Annotated in this window: 13 protein-coding genes; 9 read left to right on the forward strand and 4 right to left on the reverse strand. The window is 56.5% G+C overall.

Going from position 1 to position 17,718, the window contains the following annotated elements; all coding sequences use genetic code 11:
• Positions 1-566 precede the first annotated feature (566 nt).
• Positions 567-2,123 carry a galactarate dehydratase gene (gene garD / locus PLU01S_RS10070; RefSeq protein WP_074827861.1) on the forward strand — a complete coding sequence of 519 codons (1,557 nt, stop codon included), beginning with the start codon at positions 567-569 and terminating at the stop codon, positions 2,121-2,123.
• A 177-nt stretch (positions 2,124-2,300) separates the two neighbouring features.
• Here the strand turns inward: garD and PLU01S_RS10075 are convergent, their stop codons facing one another.
• The 4 genes from PLU01S_RS10075 to gatC form a co-directional block, all read right to left on the reverse strand.
• Positions 2,301-2,699 carry a septal ring lytic transglycosylase RlpA family protein gene (locus tag PLU01S_RS10075; RefSeq protein WP_010797264.1) on the reverse strand — a complete coding sequence of 133 codons (399 nt, stop codon included), beginning with the start codon at positions 2,697-2,699 and terminating at the stop codon, positions 2,301-2,303.
• 281 nt (positions 2,700-2,980) lie between these two features.
• On the reverse strand, positions 2,981-4,426 hold the full coding sequence (gene gatB, locus PLU01S_RS10080; protein WP_074827863.1) for an Asp-tRNA(Asn)/Glu-tRNA(Gln) amidotransferase subunit GatB: 1,446 nt from the start codon (positions 4,424-4,426) through the stop codon (positions 2,981-2,983).
• Between the two features lie 19 nt (positions 4,427-4,445).
• Positions 4,446-5,903, reverse strand: a complete 1,458-nt coding sequence (gene gatA / locus PLU01S_RS10085; protein ID WP_074828182.1) for an Asp-tRNA(Asn)/Glu-tRNA(Gln) amidotransferase subunit GatA — start codon at positions 5,901-5,903, stop codon at positions 4,446-4,448.
• A gap of 14 nt (positions 5,904-5,917) precedes the next feature.
• Positions 5,918-6,205, reverse strand: a complete 288-nt coding sequence (gatC, locus tag PLU01S_RS10090; RefSeq protein WP_010797267.1) for an Asp-tRNA(Asn)/Glu-tRNA(Gln) amidotransferase subunit GatC — start codon at positions 6,203-6,205, stop codon at positions 5,918-5,920.
• A gap of 227 nt (positions 6,206-6,432) precedes the next feature.
• On the opposite strand from gatC, the gene mreB reads away from it, so the two are divergent.
• From mreB to tldD, 8 genes are all read left to right on the forward strand, one after another.
• Positions 6,433-7,470 (forward strand): rod shape-determining protein MreB, encoded by a 1,038-nt coding sequence (gene mreB / locus PLU01S_RS10095; RefSeq protein WP_010797268.1) that lies wholly within the window; start codon positions 6,433-6,435, stop codon positions 7,468-7,470.
• Between the two features lie 119 nt (positions 7,471-7,589).
• The gene (gene mreC / locus PLU01S_RS10100) at positions 7,590-8,648 is read left to right on the forward strand and encodes a rod shape-determining protein MreC (protein WP_233432213.1); all 1,059 of its coding nucleotides are present in this window, start codon (positions 7,590-7,592) and stop codon (positions 8,646-8,648) included.
• Positions 8,648-9,136, forward strand: coding sequence for a rod shape-determining protein MreD (gene mreD, locus PLU01S_RS10105; RefSeq protein WP_010797270.1), 489 nt, complete (start codon positions 8,648-8,650; stop codon positions 9,134-9,136). Before mreC ends, mreD begins: the two co-directional genes overlap by 1 nt.
• Positions 9,137-9,186: 50 nt before the next feature.
• Positions 9,187-9,783 (forward strand): Maf family protein, encoded by a 597-nt coding sequence (locus PLU01S_RS10110; protein WP_074827868.1) that lies wholly within the window; start codon positions 9,187-9,189, stop codon positions 9,781-9,783.
• A 68-nt stretch (positions 9,784-9,851) separates the two neighbouring features.
• Entirely contained in the window at positions 9,852-11,309 is a 1,458-nt protein-coding gene (gene rng, locus PLU01S_RS10115) for a ribonuclease G (RefSeq protein ID WP_010797272.1), read from the forward strand.
• Between the two features lie 18 nt (positions 11,310-11,327).
• Positions 11,328-15,182, forward strand: coding sequence for a YhdP family protein (locus tag PLU01S_RS10120; RefSeq protein WP_074827877.1), 3,855 nt, complete (start codon positions 11,328-11,330; stop codon positions 15,180-15,182).
• Positions 15,183-15,284: 102 nt separating this feature from the next.
• Positions 15,285-16,130: a carbon-nitrogen hydrolase family protein gene (locus tag PLU01S_RS10125; RefSeq protein ID WP_074827880.1), complete on the forward strand. Its 846-nt coding sequence runs from the start codon at positions 15,285-15,287 to the stop codon at positions 16,128-16,130.
• 132 nt (positions 16,131-16,262) lie between these two features.
• A complete protein-coding gene (gene tldD, locus PLU01S_RS10130; protein ID WP_010797275.1) occupies positions 16,263-17,705 on the forward strand; it encodes a metalloprotease TldD in 1,443 nt (480 codons plus the stop codon).
• Positions 17,706-17,718 lie beyond the last annotated feature (13 nt).

Here is a 17,718-nt window from a genome sequence, read left to right on the forward strand (position 1 = left end):
AAACTCGGTCCGCAGTAAGTGTGTAAATGGCTGACTGGTTTTAGTAGACCAGTCAGCCATTTTTGTTTTATTGTGTTCTGAAATGATTGCGCTATCATTTGGTTGTGTAAGCAAAGGCGATGTTCTCGCCTCGCTATAAAAGACTACCCGCGACAAGAATAACGAGTGGGGGCAGAGTGAATATCAACCGAGTCAGTGTGACATCGCTTGCCTTGTCAGGCACTTCATTGCTCGGTGCTCTTGGCATTCGCAGACCCCGCATTCTGCGCGCGATCAGCTTTTCTGAACGCTTATCTTTAGTCATCCCGCTTGCCATGGTCAGCTCCCTTATCGGAACGCTGAGGGTTGCCAGGACCTGTCATTTGTCCAGTGGTGAGTCGATCAGGTGCTCTTTATTGCAACCAGTGGCGAAGCGTGGAGAGGCGTCCGCGTGTGTATCGGTGACTCACCGCGCAGGTATGGAGATGGATGAGTTGACCGTCGGTTTACGTTGAATAACAGAACGCGGGCAGAGCATCGCTCTGTTCGCATGCCTTAGCCTGAGTGAGTATAAGAAGGAGTGAGTCATGCAGTTGATTGAACACCAGGACTCGCCTCGTTACATCCGACTTCATGCTGACGATAACGTCGCAATCGTTGTAAACGAGCAAGGTGTTGCAGCCGGTGGCCAGTTTCCAGACGGTCTCGTGACCATTGAGGCCGTTCCGCAAAGTCACAAGGTAACGCTGGTCGATATCCCTGAAGGCGGCGCTGTTCTGCGCTATGGCACAGTGATCGGGTATGCCTTGAAGCCCATTCCGCGTGGCTCCTGGGTGAAGGAAGAGCTGCTTAGCCTGCCTTCGCCGCCCCCGCTGGACAACCTGCCGCTGGCAACTGATGTACCGCCTACCCAGCCTCCGCTGGAAGGTTTTACCTTTGAGGGTTTCAGAAACCCGGACGGTAGCGTCGGGACGCGCAATATCCTGGGTGTGACCACCACGGTTCAATGTGTGACCGGTGTGCTTGATCATTGCATCGAGCGTGCCCGCAAGGAGCTGCTGCCCAAGTATCCGTATGTGGATGATGTCATCGCATTGACTCACAGCTATGGTTGCGGTGTAGCGATCAACGCCCCCGATGCTGTCGTACCCATTCGTACGCTGCGTAACATCAGTCGTAATCCCAACCTCGGTGGCCAGGCACTTGTCATCAGCCTGGGATGTGAAAAGCTTCAGGCCAGCCAGATCATGCCGGACGATGAATTGCCCTCTGGTATCGATGAAGAGGAATGGCTGTTCCGCCTCCAGGATTCCAATACCGGTTTCAGCGGTATGGTCGAGCAGATTCTTGGCATGATCGAGGATCGCCTGAAGGTACTCAATGAGCGCCGTCGTGAGCCATGTCCGGCTTCCGATCTGGTGGTTGGGATGCAATGCGGCGGCAGTGACGCGTTTTCCGGGGTAACAGCCAATCCGGCATTGGGTGTTGCGGCTGACCTGCTAGTGCGTGCAGGGGCTACCGTGATGTTCTCGGAAAACACCGAGGTGCGCGACGGTATCCATCTGCTGACCTCGCGGGCGGCTACACCTGAAGTCGCCAAGGCCTTGGTTCGTGAAATGGATTGGTACGACCGCTATCTGGATCGCGGTATGGCAGATCGCAGTGCGAACACCACGCCCGGTAACAAGAAGGGTGGCCTGAACAACATTGTGGAAAAAGCTATGGGCTCGATTGCCAAGTCGGGCTCCAGTGCCATTGCAGGCGTCGTATCACCCGGTGAGCGCGTTAAGGGCAAAGGACTTTATTACTGCGCAACACCTGCCAGTGACTTTATCTGCGGTACGCTTCAACTGGCTGCCGGTATGAACCTGCACATCTTTACTACAGGTCGCGGAACGCCTTATGGTCTGGCCATGGTGCCTGTCATCAAGGTAGCAACACGCACCCAGCTGGCCGAGCGCTGGCCGGATCTGATCGACGTAGACGCCGGTCGGGTGACATCGGGCCGAATGACACTGGAAGAATTGGGTTGGGAGATTTTCCATCTCTACTTGGATGTTGCCAGTGGCCGCAAAAAGACATGGGCTGAACACCACAAGCTGCATAACGATCTGACACTGTTCAATCCGGCTCCAGTGACCTGATGGCTAAGTGAAGTACAAAACAGCGGAGCTTGGTGCTCCGCTGTTTTTTGCCTATCAGGATAAGCGCCTGGTTCGGGACAGCGAATTGAAAGGGCGTCCCTCATGCCAGGACGCTAGCTAGGTATAAGGCAAGCTGACCTCTCTGCTCCAACGCATGACTAGCCCCGTCTAGTCAAATCAGTCCAAGGCCCTGATCTGGACTTTCGCAACGCCATCAGAAATCAAGCCGATTGAACTGGCCGCATTGCGTGACAGATCAATAATCCGTCCACGTACGTGAGGGCCACGGTCATTGATGCGTACGACTGCACGCTTTCCGTTGCTCAGGTTGGTCACCTCGACTCGCGTGCCGAAGGGCAGCGTACGATGAGCGGCTGTCATCTCCGAAGGATTGTAGCGTTCTCCGCTGGCAGTGCGGCGTCCGGCATGGCGTTTGGCGTAGTAAGAAGCGAGGCCGGAGTCCTGGTAACCATGAACAGCAGCAGGTGACATGGGTGAAGAATAAGGCTCTCGGTTGGCACACCCGGCAAACAGTATGGTGAGCGATAGAAGAGCAATGCGTAGGCTCCATGACATATCGAAAGCTTCCTGGCGATTTGATATCAGATTGGCTATATGACTCTCTTGAGTTCAAGCCGTTTCGCTGTAATTACGTGCTGAAACACATTCCAGGACTAGTCCGACATTCAGCCCTGAAGATTGTATAAGCGTGCGTAATCTATAGGCGCAGGCCAAGTCCATCGCTCAGAAAGCTCGACTGCTTCGCATCGGCTGAAAAAGAAAAATGAAGAAAGAAGAAGTAGATTCGTGAGTGGCATAGCCATGACGCAAGGTTGCGTCATGGCTATCGGAGGAGGTTAACCTTCCAGCTTTTTCTTCAGCAATTCGTTGACTTGCTGAGGATTGGCCTTGCCTTTGGAGGCCTTCATCGCCTGGCCTACGAAGAAGCCAAACATCTTTCCGCGCTTGGCCTCATCACTGGCACGGTACTGCTCGACCTGGGCGGCGTTGGCTGCCAGGACTTCATCTAGCATGGACTCAATAGCGCCGGTGTCGGTTACCTGCTTGAGCCCCTTCTTTTCAATGATCTCATCGGCAGAACCTTCGCCAGCGGCCATGGCTTCGAACACCATCTTGGCGATCTTGCCGGAAATGGTGTTGTCCTTGATACGCAGGATCATGCCGCCCAAATGCTCAGCGGAAACTGGCGAGTCGGCGATATCCAGATCCTGCTTGTTGAGCAGGCTGGAAAGCTCGCCCATGACCCAGTTGGCGGCCAATTTGGCATCGCCGCTGACCTGTTGGACCTGCTCGAAATAATCGGCCATTTCACGGCTGGAGGAGAGGACCGTCGCGTCATACGTAGATAGGCCAAAGTCACGCTCGAAGCGCTCACGCTTCTGCTGCGGCAGCTCTGGCAGCAGGCTGCGGGTCTCTTCAAGGAAGCTTTCTTCGATCACCACGGGCAGCAGGTCGGGATCAGGGAAGTAGCGGTAGTCATTTGCCTCTTCCTTGCTGCGCATGGAGCGAGTCTGGTCTTTATTCGGGTCATACAGGCGGGTTTCCTGAACAACCTTGCCACCATCTTCGATGAGCTCGATCTGGCGCTGGACCTCATAGTTGATCGCCTTCTCGATGAAGCGGAAGGAGTTGACATTCTTGATCTCGGCGCGCGTCCCGAACTCGGCCTGGCCTTTCGGGCGAACCGAAACGTTACAGTCGCAACGCAGCGAGCCTTCGTTCATGTTGCCATCACAAATGCCCAGGTAACGCACCAGTGCATGAATAGCCTTTACATAGGCGACGGCCTCCTTGGCGCTGCGGATATCCGGCTCGGAAACAATCTCCAGAAGCGGCGTGCCGGCGCGGTTCAGGTCGATGCCCGTCATGCCCTGGAAGTCCTCGTGCAGGCTCTTGCCGGCGTCTTCTTCCAAGTGTGCACGGGTGATGCCGATGCGCTTGACGGTACCGTCGTCCAACGTAATGTCTAGGTGGCCCTTGCCTACGATAGGCAATTCCATCTGGCTGATCTGATAGCCCTTGGGCAGGTCAGGGTAGAAGTAGTTCTTGCGCGCAAAAACGTTACGCTGGCCAATATGTGCGTCGATGGCCAGGCCAAACTTGACGGCCATGCGCACTGCTTCCTGGTTGACTACCGGCAGTACGCCGGGCATGCCCAGGTCGATCAGGCTGGCCTGGGTATTGGGTTCGGCACCAAAGGTGGTGGAGCTGCCAGAAAATATCTTCGATTTCGTGGAGAGCTGTGCGTGAATTTCCAGCCCGATCACGGTTTCCCATTGCATGTGAGTCGTCCTCTGCCTTCTATTCCAGGAACCCAGTCGGGGCTTTCGTATGCCAATCAGTCGTTTTTTGGAACTGGTGGGCAATATTGAGCAGGCGGCCTTCCTGGAAGTAGGGGGCCAGCAGCTGTACGCCAACGGGCAGGCCGTCGACAAAGCCGGCCGGCATCGAAAGACCAGGAACGCCAGCAAGGTTGGCGGTGATGGTATAGATATCCATCAGGTATTCAGCCACGGGATCGTTGTTCTTCTCGCCGAGTTTCCACGCCACGCTGGGCGTCGTCGGGCCGAGAATGACGTCCACATCATTGAAGGCGGTCATGAAGTCGTTCTTAATCAGGCGGCGGATACGCTGTGCCTTCAGGTAGTAGGCATCATAGTAACCGGCAGAAAGTGCATAAGTGCCCACCATGATCCGGCGGCGAACCTCATCACCAAAGCCTTCTGCGCGGGAGCGTTTGTACAGATCGGTCAGGTCTGCCGGGTCTTCACAGCGATAACCGAAACGTACACCGTCATAGCGCGACAGGTTGGAAGACGCTTCCGCCGGTGCGATCACGTAATAGGCAGGAATCGCGTGCTGCATGTTTGGCAGGCTGATGTCCTTGACGGTTGCGCCCAGCGCCTTCAACGCTTCTACAGCCTTGAGCGTAAGATCTGCGATACGGCTGTCCAAGCCCTCACCGAAATACTCTTTCGGCAGGCCAATGCGCAGGCCTGCAAGAGGCTTTTCCAGACTGGCCAGATAGTCATCGACCGGTTGGTCTACGCTGGTGGAATCCTTGGGGTCGAAGCCAGCCATCGCCTGCAGGAGCAGAGCGCAGTCTTCGGCGTTGCGGGCCAGCATGCCGCCCTGATCGAGGCTGGAGGCATATGCAATCATGCCCCAGCGGGAGACGCGCCCATAGGTGGGCTTGAGGCCAGTCAGGTTGGTCAGCGCCGCAGGCTGGCGGATCGAGCCGCCGGTATCGGTACCGGTTGCAGCCGGGACGAGGCGAGCCGCTACTGCCGCCGATGAGCCACCTGAAGAACCGCCTGGAATACGAGAGGTATCCCAGGGATTCTTGACCGGGCCGTAGTGGCTGGATTCGTTGGCCGAGCCCATCGCGAACTCGTCCATGTTCAATTTACCCAGGCTCACAACGCCTGCATCGGCCAGCTTTTGAACCACGGTAGCGTTATAGGGCGCGATGAAGTTGTCGAGCATCTTCGAACCACAGCTGGTGCGAATGCCCTGGGTGCAGAAGAGGTCTTTGTGTGCGATCGGTGCCCCTAGGAGCGCGCCGGTTTCGCCCGCTGATCGGCGCTGATCGGCGATTTTGGCCTGCTCAATGGCCTGTGTTTCCGTCACGGTGATAAAGCTGTTGAGCTGTGGATCAACCCGGGCGATGCGGTCCAGCAGGGTGCGAGTCAATTCCTCGGCAGAAAATTCCTTTGCCGATAGCGCACGGCTGATCTCGGCCAGGGTCAACGTATGCATAGGGGTGTCCTTCATTACTCAATCACCTTGGGTACCAGGAACAGGCCGTTTTCGACCGCCGGGGCGATAGTCTGGTAGGCGTCACGCTGATTGGTTTCGGTGACTTCGTCGGGTCGCAGGCGTTGTACGGCTTCCAGCGGATGCGCCAGAGGTTCGACGTTATCGGTATTGACGGCCTGCATGCGATCAATCAGGCCGAGGATGTCATTCAACGTCCCGGTGGTCCGTTCAATATCGGCATCGTTAAGGCCTAGTCTGGCCAGGTGAGCGATCTTTTCGACGTCGGAGCGTTCGAGCGCCATCGGATTCTCCAGCAATATCGGGGCTTGACCATGGCGAAAGTCATAAATCGAGAGATTTGCACGGTAGGCGGTCAAGCACCGCGTTAAGAAAGGCCTAAGAGGGCCGCAGAAACGAGCAATCTAGCACATCACCGCCTTGCTCAAAATCCCTGCCGTTGTTAGAGTCTGCCGCAATTTTTCCCACGCGTTTCATCTGCGTGCCTGACGCCACCGCCTAGGGTCACTTCATGTTCAAAAAGTTGCGTGGCATGTTTTCCAGCGATCTGTCGATCGACCTGGGTACAGCCAATACCCTCATTTATGTCCGGGATCGCGGTATTGTCCTTGACGAGCCATCCGTTGTTGCCATTCGTACGCATGGCAATCAGAAGAGTGTAGTTGCCGTCGGTACCGACGCCAAACGCATGCTGGGTCGTACGCCTGGCAATATTTCTGCGATCCGACCGATGAAGGATGGTGTGATTGCAGACTTCAGCGTTTGTGAAAAAATGTTGCAGTACTTCATCAACAAAGTGCACGAGAACAGCTTTCTCCAGCCAAGTCCCCGTGTACTTATCTGCGTACCGTGCAAGTCCACCCAAGTCGAGCGCCGTGCCATTCGCGAATCGGCTCTGGGCGCTGGCGCCCGTGAAGTCTTCCTGATCGAAGAGCCGATGGCAGCTGCCATTGGCGCAGGTCTTCCGGTTGAAGAAGCGCGTGGTTCGATGGTAGTGGACATCGGTGGCGGCACCAGCGAGATCGCCTTGATCTCCCTAAACGGTGTTGTCTATGCCGAGTCCGTACGCGTAGGCGGTGACCGCTTCGATGAAGCGATCGTGACCTATGTCCGCCGCAACTACGGCAGCCTGATCGGTGAATCTACCGCTGAGCGCATCAAGCAGGAAATCGGTACGGCCTACCCGGGCGGTGACCTGCGTGAAATCGACGTCCGCGGCCGCAATCTGGCTGAAGGCGTACCGCGCAGCTTTACGTTGAACTCCAACGAAGTGCTGGAAGCCCTGCAGGAATCGCTGGCGACCATCGTCCAGGCGGTCAAGAGCTGCCTGGAGCAGTCCCCGCCGGAGTTGGCTTCGGATATTGCCGAGCGCGGTCTGGTCCTGACCGGTGGTGGTGCTCTGCTACGTGATTTGGACAAGCTCCTGGCGCAGGAAACCGGCCTGCCGGTGATCGTGGCGGAAGATCCTCTGACGTGTGTTGCCCGCGGTGGCGGCAAGGCGTTGGAGATGATGGACCGTCACGCTATGGATCTTCTTTCCACCGAATAAGTCGCATGCATGAATATCAGGGCCTGCATGGCGGGCCTTGATGTTGTCATGATTGACGCTTCGAGGACGAGACCATCAAGCGTATATTTTCCAAGGGTCCTTCGCTTGGCGTCCGTCTGCTGGCTCTGGCTGTTCTGTCTGTCAGCCTGATGGTGGTAGATGCCCGCTTCGATTATCTGAAGCCGGTGCGCAGTGAAATGGGCCTGGTGCTTACACCATTCTATTGGGCAGCCGATCTTCCGGTTCGTGCCTGGCAAGCCGTGCGCGATCAGTTTTCCAGCCGTACTGAGATCATGGCTGAAAACGAGCGCCTCAAGGCTGAAGCACTGCTTATGCAGCGTCGCCTGCAAAAGCTGGCGGCTTTGACCGAGCAAAACGTACGACTTAGAGAATTGCTCAACTCTGCCGCCCTGGTAGACGACAAAGTGCTGGTCAGCGAGCTGATTGGCGTCGATCCGAATCCATTTACTCACCGTATCCTGATCGACAAAGGCGCGAAGGATGGGGTCTTTATCGGCCAGCCGGTGTTAGACGCCAGTGGGTTGATGGGGCAGGTGGTCGAAGTCATGCCCTATGCCGCCCGTGTCCTGCTGTTGACGGACGTCACCCATAGCATTCCTGTTCAGGTCAACCGCAATGGTTTGCGTGCTATCGCCATGGGAACTGGTAACCCTGAGCGTCTTGAACTGCGCCATGTGGCCGATACCGCCGATATCAAGGAAGGCGATCTACTGGTCAGCTCTGGCTTGGGGCAGCGGTTTCCTGCGGGGTACCCGGTCGCAACCGTGACTGAAGTAGTGCATGACTCAGGGCAACCGTTTGCCATCGTGCGAGCTGTACCCACTGCCAAGCTGAACCGCAGTCGCTATGTGCTATTGGTCTTCAGTGATCCACGTACACCTGAGGAACGGGCCTACGATGCTGCCCGGGCCCAGGAAGAAGCGGATCGCAAAGTGTCCCAGGAGCAGCAGGGAACAACGCCAGCGGCAACCTCGCCCGCCCAGGTTAATAATCCCGCTCAGCCAGCCAGTGGTAATAACAAGACACCGGCGACCAACGCGGCGGCTCCGGCTGCTCAGTCGGCTAAACCCCAGACTCAGCCCGCGAAGCCTGCCGCCAAGCCGCAGGCCAGCCAGGCCCCGGCTGCCTCGACACAACGCGCCCAGGAGGCCCGTTAATGGCCTTTCGGATCGGCCATAACGGCTGGGTTATCTGGCTGACATTGTTGGTGGGGCTGTTGCTTTCGGTTGCGCCAATGCCGGACTTCATGGAAATCGGGCGACCCTTATGGCTGTCCATGTTCTTGACGTTCTGGACGTTGGCGCTGCCTCACCGGGTAGGCCTGAGTACGGCCTGGGTTTTCGGATTGGCAGAGGACGTACTGTACGGAAATCTGCTTGGCCAGAATGCCCTGATTCTGAGTCTGGTAGTTTTTCTGGTGCAATCATTACAACAGCGGCTTCGCGTCTTTCCCATTTGGCAGCAGGGCTTTGTGCTGCTGGTCGTCTATGGCATCTCGCAGCTGGTTCAGCTCTGGCTGAACACGTTGACGGGTAATCGTCCACCCACACTGGTATTTCTTGCACCTTCCTTGGTCAGCGCCTTGCTCTGGCCTTGGGTATATCTGGTGCTACGTGATTTGCGAACGCGTTTCAATGTAAGTTGACGTGGCGTTGGCGGCTGATCTGCTGACGTGAGCGTTTCAAGGAGCCTTCTATGCCACGTCTGTATCTTGCTTCCGGATCTCCACGCCGTCGTGAGTTGCTTGAGCAAATCGGTGTGCCGTTCGAACGTCTTTCGGCCGAAATTGATGAGGCCGTGCTGCCTGGCGAGACGGCAGATGCCTATGTCGAACGTCTTGCCAGAAGCAAGGCACAGGCAGGTCTGGCACTTTTGTCTGGTGACACGGTTGATTGCGTCCTGGGAGCCGACACTAGCGTCGTGTTGGATGGGCATATTCTGGGCAAGCCGGAAAGCCGCGAGCATGGCATGGACATGTTGGTTCGCTTGAGCGGCAAGACGCATACCGTTCTGACCGCAGTTGCCGTAGCCAGTAAAAATCTGTGCCTAGCGCGCGTCGTGTCGAGCGAAGTAACGTTCAGGCCTATCAGTGAAGACGAGCGTCAAGCCTATTGGGCAAGCGGTGAGCCGGCCGACAAGGCAGGCGGTTACGGAATCCAGGGGCTAGGCGCTGTCTTTGTTCAACATATAGCGGGAAGCTATAGCAGCATCGTCGGACTCCCCCTTTGTGAAACAGCGGAGCTGTTATCAACGTTTGGCATACCATGCTGGCAGCCCAATGTACCTCGTTGAAAAGGTTAATACCCTAGATAGCGCCGATACCGATAAGCTGCAAGACACCTCGAATAATGGATAAGTCTATGAGCGAAGAAATCTTGATCAACATCACCCCGATGGAGTCTCGGGTGGCGGTTGTTGAAAACGGCGTTCTGCAAGAGGTTCATATCGAACGCACGATGCGCCGGGGCATTGTAGGCAATCTGTATCAAGGCAAGGTTGTCAGAGTCCTGCCTGGGATGCAGGCGGCCTTTGTGGATATTGGGCTGGCCAGGGCCGCCTTTATTCATGCTGCCGAGATTTCTACCCGCGAGGGCAGTGCTGTCGAAAGCATCAGTGCCCTGGTTCATGAGGGGCAAAGTCTGGTCGTTCAGGTCACGAAGGATCCGATCGGAACCAAGGGGGCGCGCCTGACGACGCACCTTTCAATTCCCTCACGCTATCTGGTGTACATGCCCAAGACCAATCATGTGGGCATCTCGCTGAAAATCGAGGATGAAGCCGAGCGTGAACGGCTCAAGAACATCGTTGAAAAGTGCATCGCCAACGAGTGTATCGAGGAAGCCGGTGGCTTTATTCTTCGTACGGCGGCGGAGGGCGCGCGTGAAGATGAAATCAAGGCGGATATCCGCTACTTGCGGCGGCTGTGGGCTCAGATTCATTCTCAGATGAACAAGGTGCCTGCGCCTACGACCATCTATGAAGACCTTGACCTTCCATTGCGTACCTTGCGGGATCTGGTCAGTCCGCGTAGCGAAAAGATTCGTGTGGACTCGCGGGAAAATTTCCAGCGAATTGGTCAGTTCGTGTCCGAGCTGATGCCTGAAGTATCTGATCGCCTGGAGCATTATCCTGGCGAGCGTCCAATTTTCGACTTGTATGGCGTCGAGGATGAAATCCAGAAGGCGCTTGAGCGAAAGGTCATGCTCAAGTCGGGCGGGTATCTGATCATCGATCAGACCGAGGCGATGACTACGATAGACGTGAATACAGGTGCATTCGTAGGGCACCGTAACCTGGAAGAGACGATCTTCAAGACCAATCTTGAGGCAGCTACGGCAATCGCCCGGCAGTTACGGCTGCGAAACCTGGGCGGCATCATCATTATCGATTTCATCGATATGGAAGATGAAGAACATCAGCGCCAAGTGCTTCGCAATCTGGAGAAGCAGCTGGAGCGCGATCACGCCAAAACCAACATCATTGGCATTACTGAGCTTGGTCTCGTCCAGATGACTCGCAAGCGCACACGTGAGAGCCTGTCGCAGGTCCTGTGTGAGCCTTGTCCGGCGTGCCAGGGACGTAGCATGCTGCGGACGGCTGAAACTATCTGCTACGAAATCTTCCGTGAAATTTTGCGCGAAGCACGCGCTTACCAGGCAAACTCCTATCTCGTGTTGGCCAATCAGAAGGTGGTAGACCGTCTTCTTGATGAGGAGTCAGGCAATGTAGCGGACCTGGAAGCTTTTATCGGTCGAACGATCAAGTTTCAAGTCGAACCTATGTACTCCCAGGAGCAATATGATGTTGTACTGCTGTAAGCCGCTGAGTTTAGGCTGATGGCAGGGTTGGGCCGCTTCATCGGAACACTCCTGCGCCTTGGTTTCGGTCTGTGTGCTCTGATCCTGATCTTGCTGGCGCTTTATGTCAGCGTAGGGCGCCAACTCATGCCGGGCGTTGCCGAGTATAGAGCCGACGTTGAGGTGCGCTTGAGCAGTGCCTTGAAGCAGCCTGTACGCCTGGGCGCCTTGAAGGGAAGCTGGCAAGGACTCAATCCTGTCATTGACCTGCAGGACCTGGAACTGGGTGAGGGCAGCCAGCCTCTGCATCTGGAGCGAATCAGGGTTGTGCCGAATATGTTCCAGAGCCTCCTGCACTGGCAGCCCATACTGAGTTATGCCAGCCTCGACGGTGTACGACTCGAGTTGCTGGAAGAAGCGGATGGGCGCTGGCGTATCGCAGGACTGCCCCAGCGTGATGATGAGCAAGAGCCTTTTGATCCCGCACCGCTTCTCAAGTGGCTGCCCTCGCTTGGGCGACTATCAGTACTCAATGGGCAGCTCAGCGTTTTATTCCATGAAGGAAAAGTGTTTACGCTGCGCTATGTCGAGGCAACGCTGTCTACGAGACGTAACGGCGATGTCCGTCTCGATGCGCGTTTGAATCTACCTGACGGGCAGCCCTTGGCCTTGGACGTCCAGGGGCAGGTCGATTCGGCGCATTGGCAGGACAGCCGATTCAAGAGCTATTTGAGCCTGCCCCAGACGGACTGGGCACAGTGGGTGCCACGTACTCTGACGCGGCAGTGGCAGCTGCATGAGTTACATGCAGGAGGAGAGGTCTGGCTTGACTGGGCTCATGGAGTGCCTCAAGACGCAGCCTTGCGACTCAATGCGGCTCGGCTGGTGGCTTCGTATGGTACCCGTGCGCCTGCTGGTCTTGATGACCTCGCCCTGAACCTTGCATTTACCCGCGAGAAAAACGGCTGGCGAGCCATCGGTTCCGATCTTGCGGTAAGCCTTGGGGAGAAGCGCTGGAGTGGTGTGACATTAGCGGTTCAGCGCAATGATGCAGCGGATCGCTGGCAGGTACGTGCCGACCGGCTCGATCTGGCACCATTGACGGCCGCCGTCCAGGCACTTGCGCCTTTACCTGAAAATGTGGCGTCAGCGTTATCGGCACTTAGTCCGCATGGTGCGCTACGTAACATCTCGCTGGACTACCAACCCCAGAAAAGTCTTGCTGATCGCCTCGCGTTTGCGGCCAACCTGGAAAAGGTAGGGTTCTCGGCCTATCACGGTGCGCCGGCTGTCGAGAATGCCAGTGGTAGTGCAACTGGCGGACTGCAGCATGGCGAATTGCGGCTGGATACCACCAACTTCTCGCTGCATCTGGCCACCCTGTTTCCTGAACCGTGGCAGTACCGTACAGCCAAAGCGCGCTTGAATTGGTCTTTAAGCGATGACAGCTTTACCTTGTCGAGTCCGTTGATGCGCGTCTCGGGTGAAGAGGGTGATGCCTCCGGTGACATGTTCATCCGGCTGGCGCGCAAGCCAGGCATTGAAAGCTACATGGACCTGCGTGTTGGGCTGCGCAATGGTGATGCGCGCTATACCGCCAAGTATCTGCCTACCCGGACACCTGCGATGAGTGGCCCTCTGGCTGACTGGCTCAAGACCGCGATCAAGGGTGGCCATATTGATGAAGGCATTTACCAGTATCAGGGCTCTCTGATGCACGATGCACCGCCGGGTGCACGTACCATGAGTCTTTTTTTTCGCGTCCACGACGCATTGCTTGCCTACCAGCCGGGTTGGCCAGAGTTGCGTGAGGCCAGCGGCGATATAGTCATTGAAGATGATGCCGTTCGCATTCAGGTACCGGAGGGGCGAATCCTGGATACCCAGGTCAGCAAGGCAAATGTCACCATCCCGCTGCGACATGATGGCAGTACGGTCCATCTGTATCTGAAAAGTGACTTGGACAGTAGTGTAAAGGACGGGCTCACGATCTTGCAGGAGACGCCGTTACCGACAGCCGAGACATTCAAGGGATGGCGGGGGGAAGGGGCTCTAAAGGGTAAGCTTGACCTGGATTTGCCTTTTGATCATGGGCTACCGCCCAAGGTGATTGTGGATTTCGTGGCTAATGGGGCCCGGTTACAGCTGGCAAATCCCATGCTCGATGTCACCAATATCCGCGGTGCGTTTCGCTATGACACGACACGAGGCTTGAGCGCACCGGATATCAAGGCGCAGGTATTGGGCAGTCAGGCCCACGGCAAGGCGTTCGCCGAAGGGAACCAGACCGATCCCAAGACCCGCCTCGTGGCTGAGGGCAAGGTAGCGCTCAGTCAGCTTACCCAATGGCTGGGTGTTGGAGGCCGGCCCTTGCCAGTGTCAGGCGATATTCCGTATCGCATGAGCCTGACCCTGGCAAACGAGGCCAGCGAAATCGTAGTAGCCTCGAATCTTCAAGGGGTAGCTATTGATCTGCCAGCACCGTTTGGCAAGGATCCGCAGACCGCCCATGACGGTTTTTTCAGTATGACACTCAATGGGCCCGAGCGTCGTTATGAGGCGACATATCAAGGCTTGGCGGATGCCGTTATCGTCGCACCGCCGGATCGCTTGACCGAGGCCCGTGGTGAGGTTGTTCTGGGAAATGGCACAGCCAATCTCGCGAGCGGTCAGGGAATCCGTGTTCGTGGCGTCCTGGATCGTCTCGTGCTGAGTGAATGGCAGGTCGCTATCGAAAAGTACGTTACGCCTGGTAAGGAACCGGCTACGCGCTCCGGTGGTGGGCCTGCCTCGCCCGACTCCATGCTCTCAATACTTGCGGGCGGGCAGCTCAAGGTAGTGCATTTCGAAGGTTTCGGTCAGACCGTCGAAAACCTCGCTGTTCAGCTGGAACCACAAAGTAATGTCTGGGTGCTTACGCTCGATAGCTCGGTCATTGCCGGCCAGGTACGGTTGCCGGAAGACCGCAAGGTACCCATTACGCTTGCGCTCAAACATTTGGACTTTCCCAGTCATGCGGCTCCGGCAGGGGGCGCCAAGCCCGTCGAAAGTCCTGATCCCCTGGCGAATATCGACCCGCATGGCCTGCCGGCAATGGACGTATCGATTGATACCCTTTCGCTGGGCGGTGAGCCTGTTGGCGCACAGCGACTCAGGATCCGGCCAACGACGGCAGGAGTGCGCTTTTCAGACCTGAACCTCTATCTGAAGGGGCTGAAGGTCGAAGGTACGATGGATTGGGAGGGGTTGCCGGGCACTACGCGTACACGGTATAGCGGTCGTCTCTCGGGTGACAACGTTGCCGATGTATTGCTGGCCTGGAAGTTTGCATCCAGTGTGACCAGTCGCGAGTTTCGTCTTGATGCCAACGTCAGCTGGCCTGGATCGCCAGCCTGGGCGGGGCTGAATCGTCTGTCCGGCACACTGGATGCCAGCCTGCGTAACGGACAGTTGCGTCAGGTTGAAGGCTCTGCATCAGCGCTCCGGGTGTTTGGCCTGCTCAATTTCGAGGCCATACGGCGGCGTCTGCGGCTGGACTTTTCCGATATTTTTGGCCGCGGCCTGAGTTACGACACGATTAGCGGGTTACTGGAGGCGCAAAACGGTGTTTTTCTAACCCGGAAACCCATCATTCTGGATGGTCCTTCTACCGATATGCAGATGCAGGGGACGCTGGACCTGGCTCATGATCAGGTCGATGCCCATTTGCAGGTTGGATTGCCCTTGACCAACTCGCTGCCTATCGCGGCATTGATTGCAGGAGCACCTGCCATAGGCGGAGCCCTGTTCATTGTGGATCGCTTGATTGGTGACAGGGTAACCCGCATGGCCAGTGTGAACTATCACATCCACGGGCCCTGGCAAAATCCACAGATGACACTGGGCAAGAAGTGAACCCTGCGCAAAGAAATGCGACTGTTCTGCCATGACAGAAGAAGTCGGTTGAGCGTAAGCGGATCCTCTGCGTAGCATAGACAAGTCAATACGAGGTGGGCTATGACGTTTACGGTAATCCAGATGGTCAGCCAAGACGACATAGAGGCCAATCTTGCTACGGCATACCGCCTGCTTGAGCAGGCGGCCAAGGCTGGAGCACAGCTGGCGGTCCTGCCCGAGAATTTCGTTGCGATCGGTCACTCCAATCCAGCCATGATCGGCCAGGCGGAGGCGCTAGGAGCAGGGCCAATCCTGCCTTGGTTAAGCTGTTCTGCTCGTGCATTGGGGCTCTGGATTGTCGCCGGGACATTACCGCTTCCTCCGGATGATCAGCCATATGCCAAGCCAAGGGCGTGCTGCCTGTTGATCAATGATCAAGGGGAGCGAGTAGCTCGTTATGACAAGCTGCATCTCTTCAATGCCCGTGTAGATGATCGGCAGGGTAGCTATAGAGAGGGTGATCACTATGCGGAAGGCCAGGATATCGTCGTGGCGGATACCCCTGTAGGGCGGCTTGGCTTGACGGTTTGCTATGACTTGCGTTTCCCTGAGTTGTACACCTCTCTACGTGAGGCCGGTGCCGAGTTGATTGCTGCGCCTTCGGCATTCACGGCTGTTACGGGAAAGGCTCATTGGGATATCTTGATACGTGCCCGGGCTATCGAAACGCAATGTTATATTCTGGCCGCTGCGCAGGGAGGTCTGCATCCACGAGGTCGGGAAACCTGGGGCCACTCCGCTATTATCGATCCTTGGGGGCGCGTCCTTGAAGAGTCGCCTACAGGGGAAGCTGTCATGATTGGACGGCGTGATATTGGCCAGCAACAAGCATTACGCGAACGGATGCCGATTGCTCAGCATCGTCGCTTTGGTTTTGCAACATCGCCCTTGCCAAGCCACGAATGACCACAATCGACTTGATTGGGCATTTCCATTAAGCACAACGCGCAAGACGCGCTAAGGTCAATAAAGAAGATCTGTGTTGTTTCAACGTGTTGTGCACGCCTTGCATAAGACCTTTCGGCTATTGGAGTAAGCATGAGCCAATACCTGACTTCTGTCAGTCAACATCTTCTCAATCCAGGTGGGCTTGAAATCGACAGCCTGCCAGTGGTTCTTCATCAACTGGCGGGACCAGGAATCGACGCCGCCGATCTGTATTTCCAGAGCATGATTTCCGAGTCTTGGCTGCTTGAGGACGGCATCGTCAAGGAAGGCGGCTTTCATATGGACCAAGGTGTTGGTGTCCGTGCTCAATCAGGTGAAAAGACCGGGTTTGCCTATAGTAACGCCATCACGCTGGATGCCTTGAGCCAGGCTGCCCAGGCTGCACGTTCCATCTCACGCAGTGGGGATAACGGCAAGGTTCAGGTATTCAGCCACATCGAGCCGGTACGGCTTTACCCCGAAGAAAACCCGCTGGATGTCTTGAGCCGTGCAGAGAAAGTCGAGCTGCTCAAAAATATTGACGTAGCCACGCGGGCTCTGGATCCCCGTATCCAACAGGTTACGGTCAGCCTTTCCGGTGTCTGGGAGCAGGTGCTTGTCGCCGCCAACGATGGAACGCTGGCGGCGGATGTACGCCCTCTGGTGCGCTTCAATGTCAACGTGGTCGTCGAGCAGAATGGTCGCCGGGAACGTGGCAACAACGGCGGTGGCGGACGCACGGATTATCGTTACTTTCTGCGTGAAGACCGTGCCATGAGCTACGCGCGCGAAGCGGTGCGGCAGGCCTTGGTAAATCTGGAGGCTGTTGCCGCTCCAGCGGGCACGCTACCGGTTGTGTTGGGCTCGGGATGGTCTGGCGTCCTGTTGCACGAAGCTGTAGGTCATGGCCTGGAAGGTGATTTCAACCGCAAGGGCAGTTCGGCTTATAGCGGACGTATGAACGAGCGTGTAGCTTCATCGCTATGCACCATTGTCGATGATGGCACTCTCCCTGATCGCCGTGGTTCGGTATCGGTCGATGATGAAGGCACGCCAGGTGCCTACAACGTGCTTATCGAGAATGGAATCCTCAAGGGATACATGCAGGACAAGCTCAATGCCCGGCTTATGGGAGTGGCACGTACCGGCAACGGGCGCCGTGAATCCTATGCACATCTACCCATGCCTCGCATGACTAACACCTATATGTTGGCGGGTGAAAGCGACCCGGCAGAAATCATCGCCTCGGTCGAGCATGGCCTGTATTGCGCCAGCCTGGGGGGCGGTCAGGTCGATATCACCAGCGGTAAATTCGTCTTTACGACCAATGAGGCTTACCTGATCGAGAACGGCAAGGTGACCCGGCCGGTGAAGGGCGCCACGCTGATAGGAAACGGTCCGGAAGTCATGACTCAGGTATCAATGGTCGGCAATGACCTGTCGCTGGACAACGGTGTTGGCACGTGCGGGAAGGAAGGTCAGTCAGTTCCGGTTGGCGTAGGCCAGCCAACTCTGAAAATTGATGCCATCACAGTAGGAGGAACGGGTGCCTGACAGGCAGGCAAGG

The sequence above is a fragment of the Pseudomonas luteola NBRC 103146 genome, from assembly GCF_002091675.1.
Lineage (GTDB): Bacteria > Pseudomonadota > Gammaproteobacteria > Pseudomonadales > Pseudomonadaceae > Chryseomonas > Chryseomonas luteola.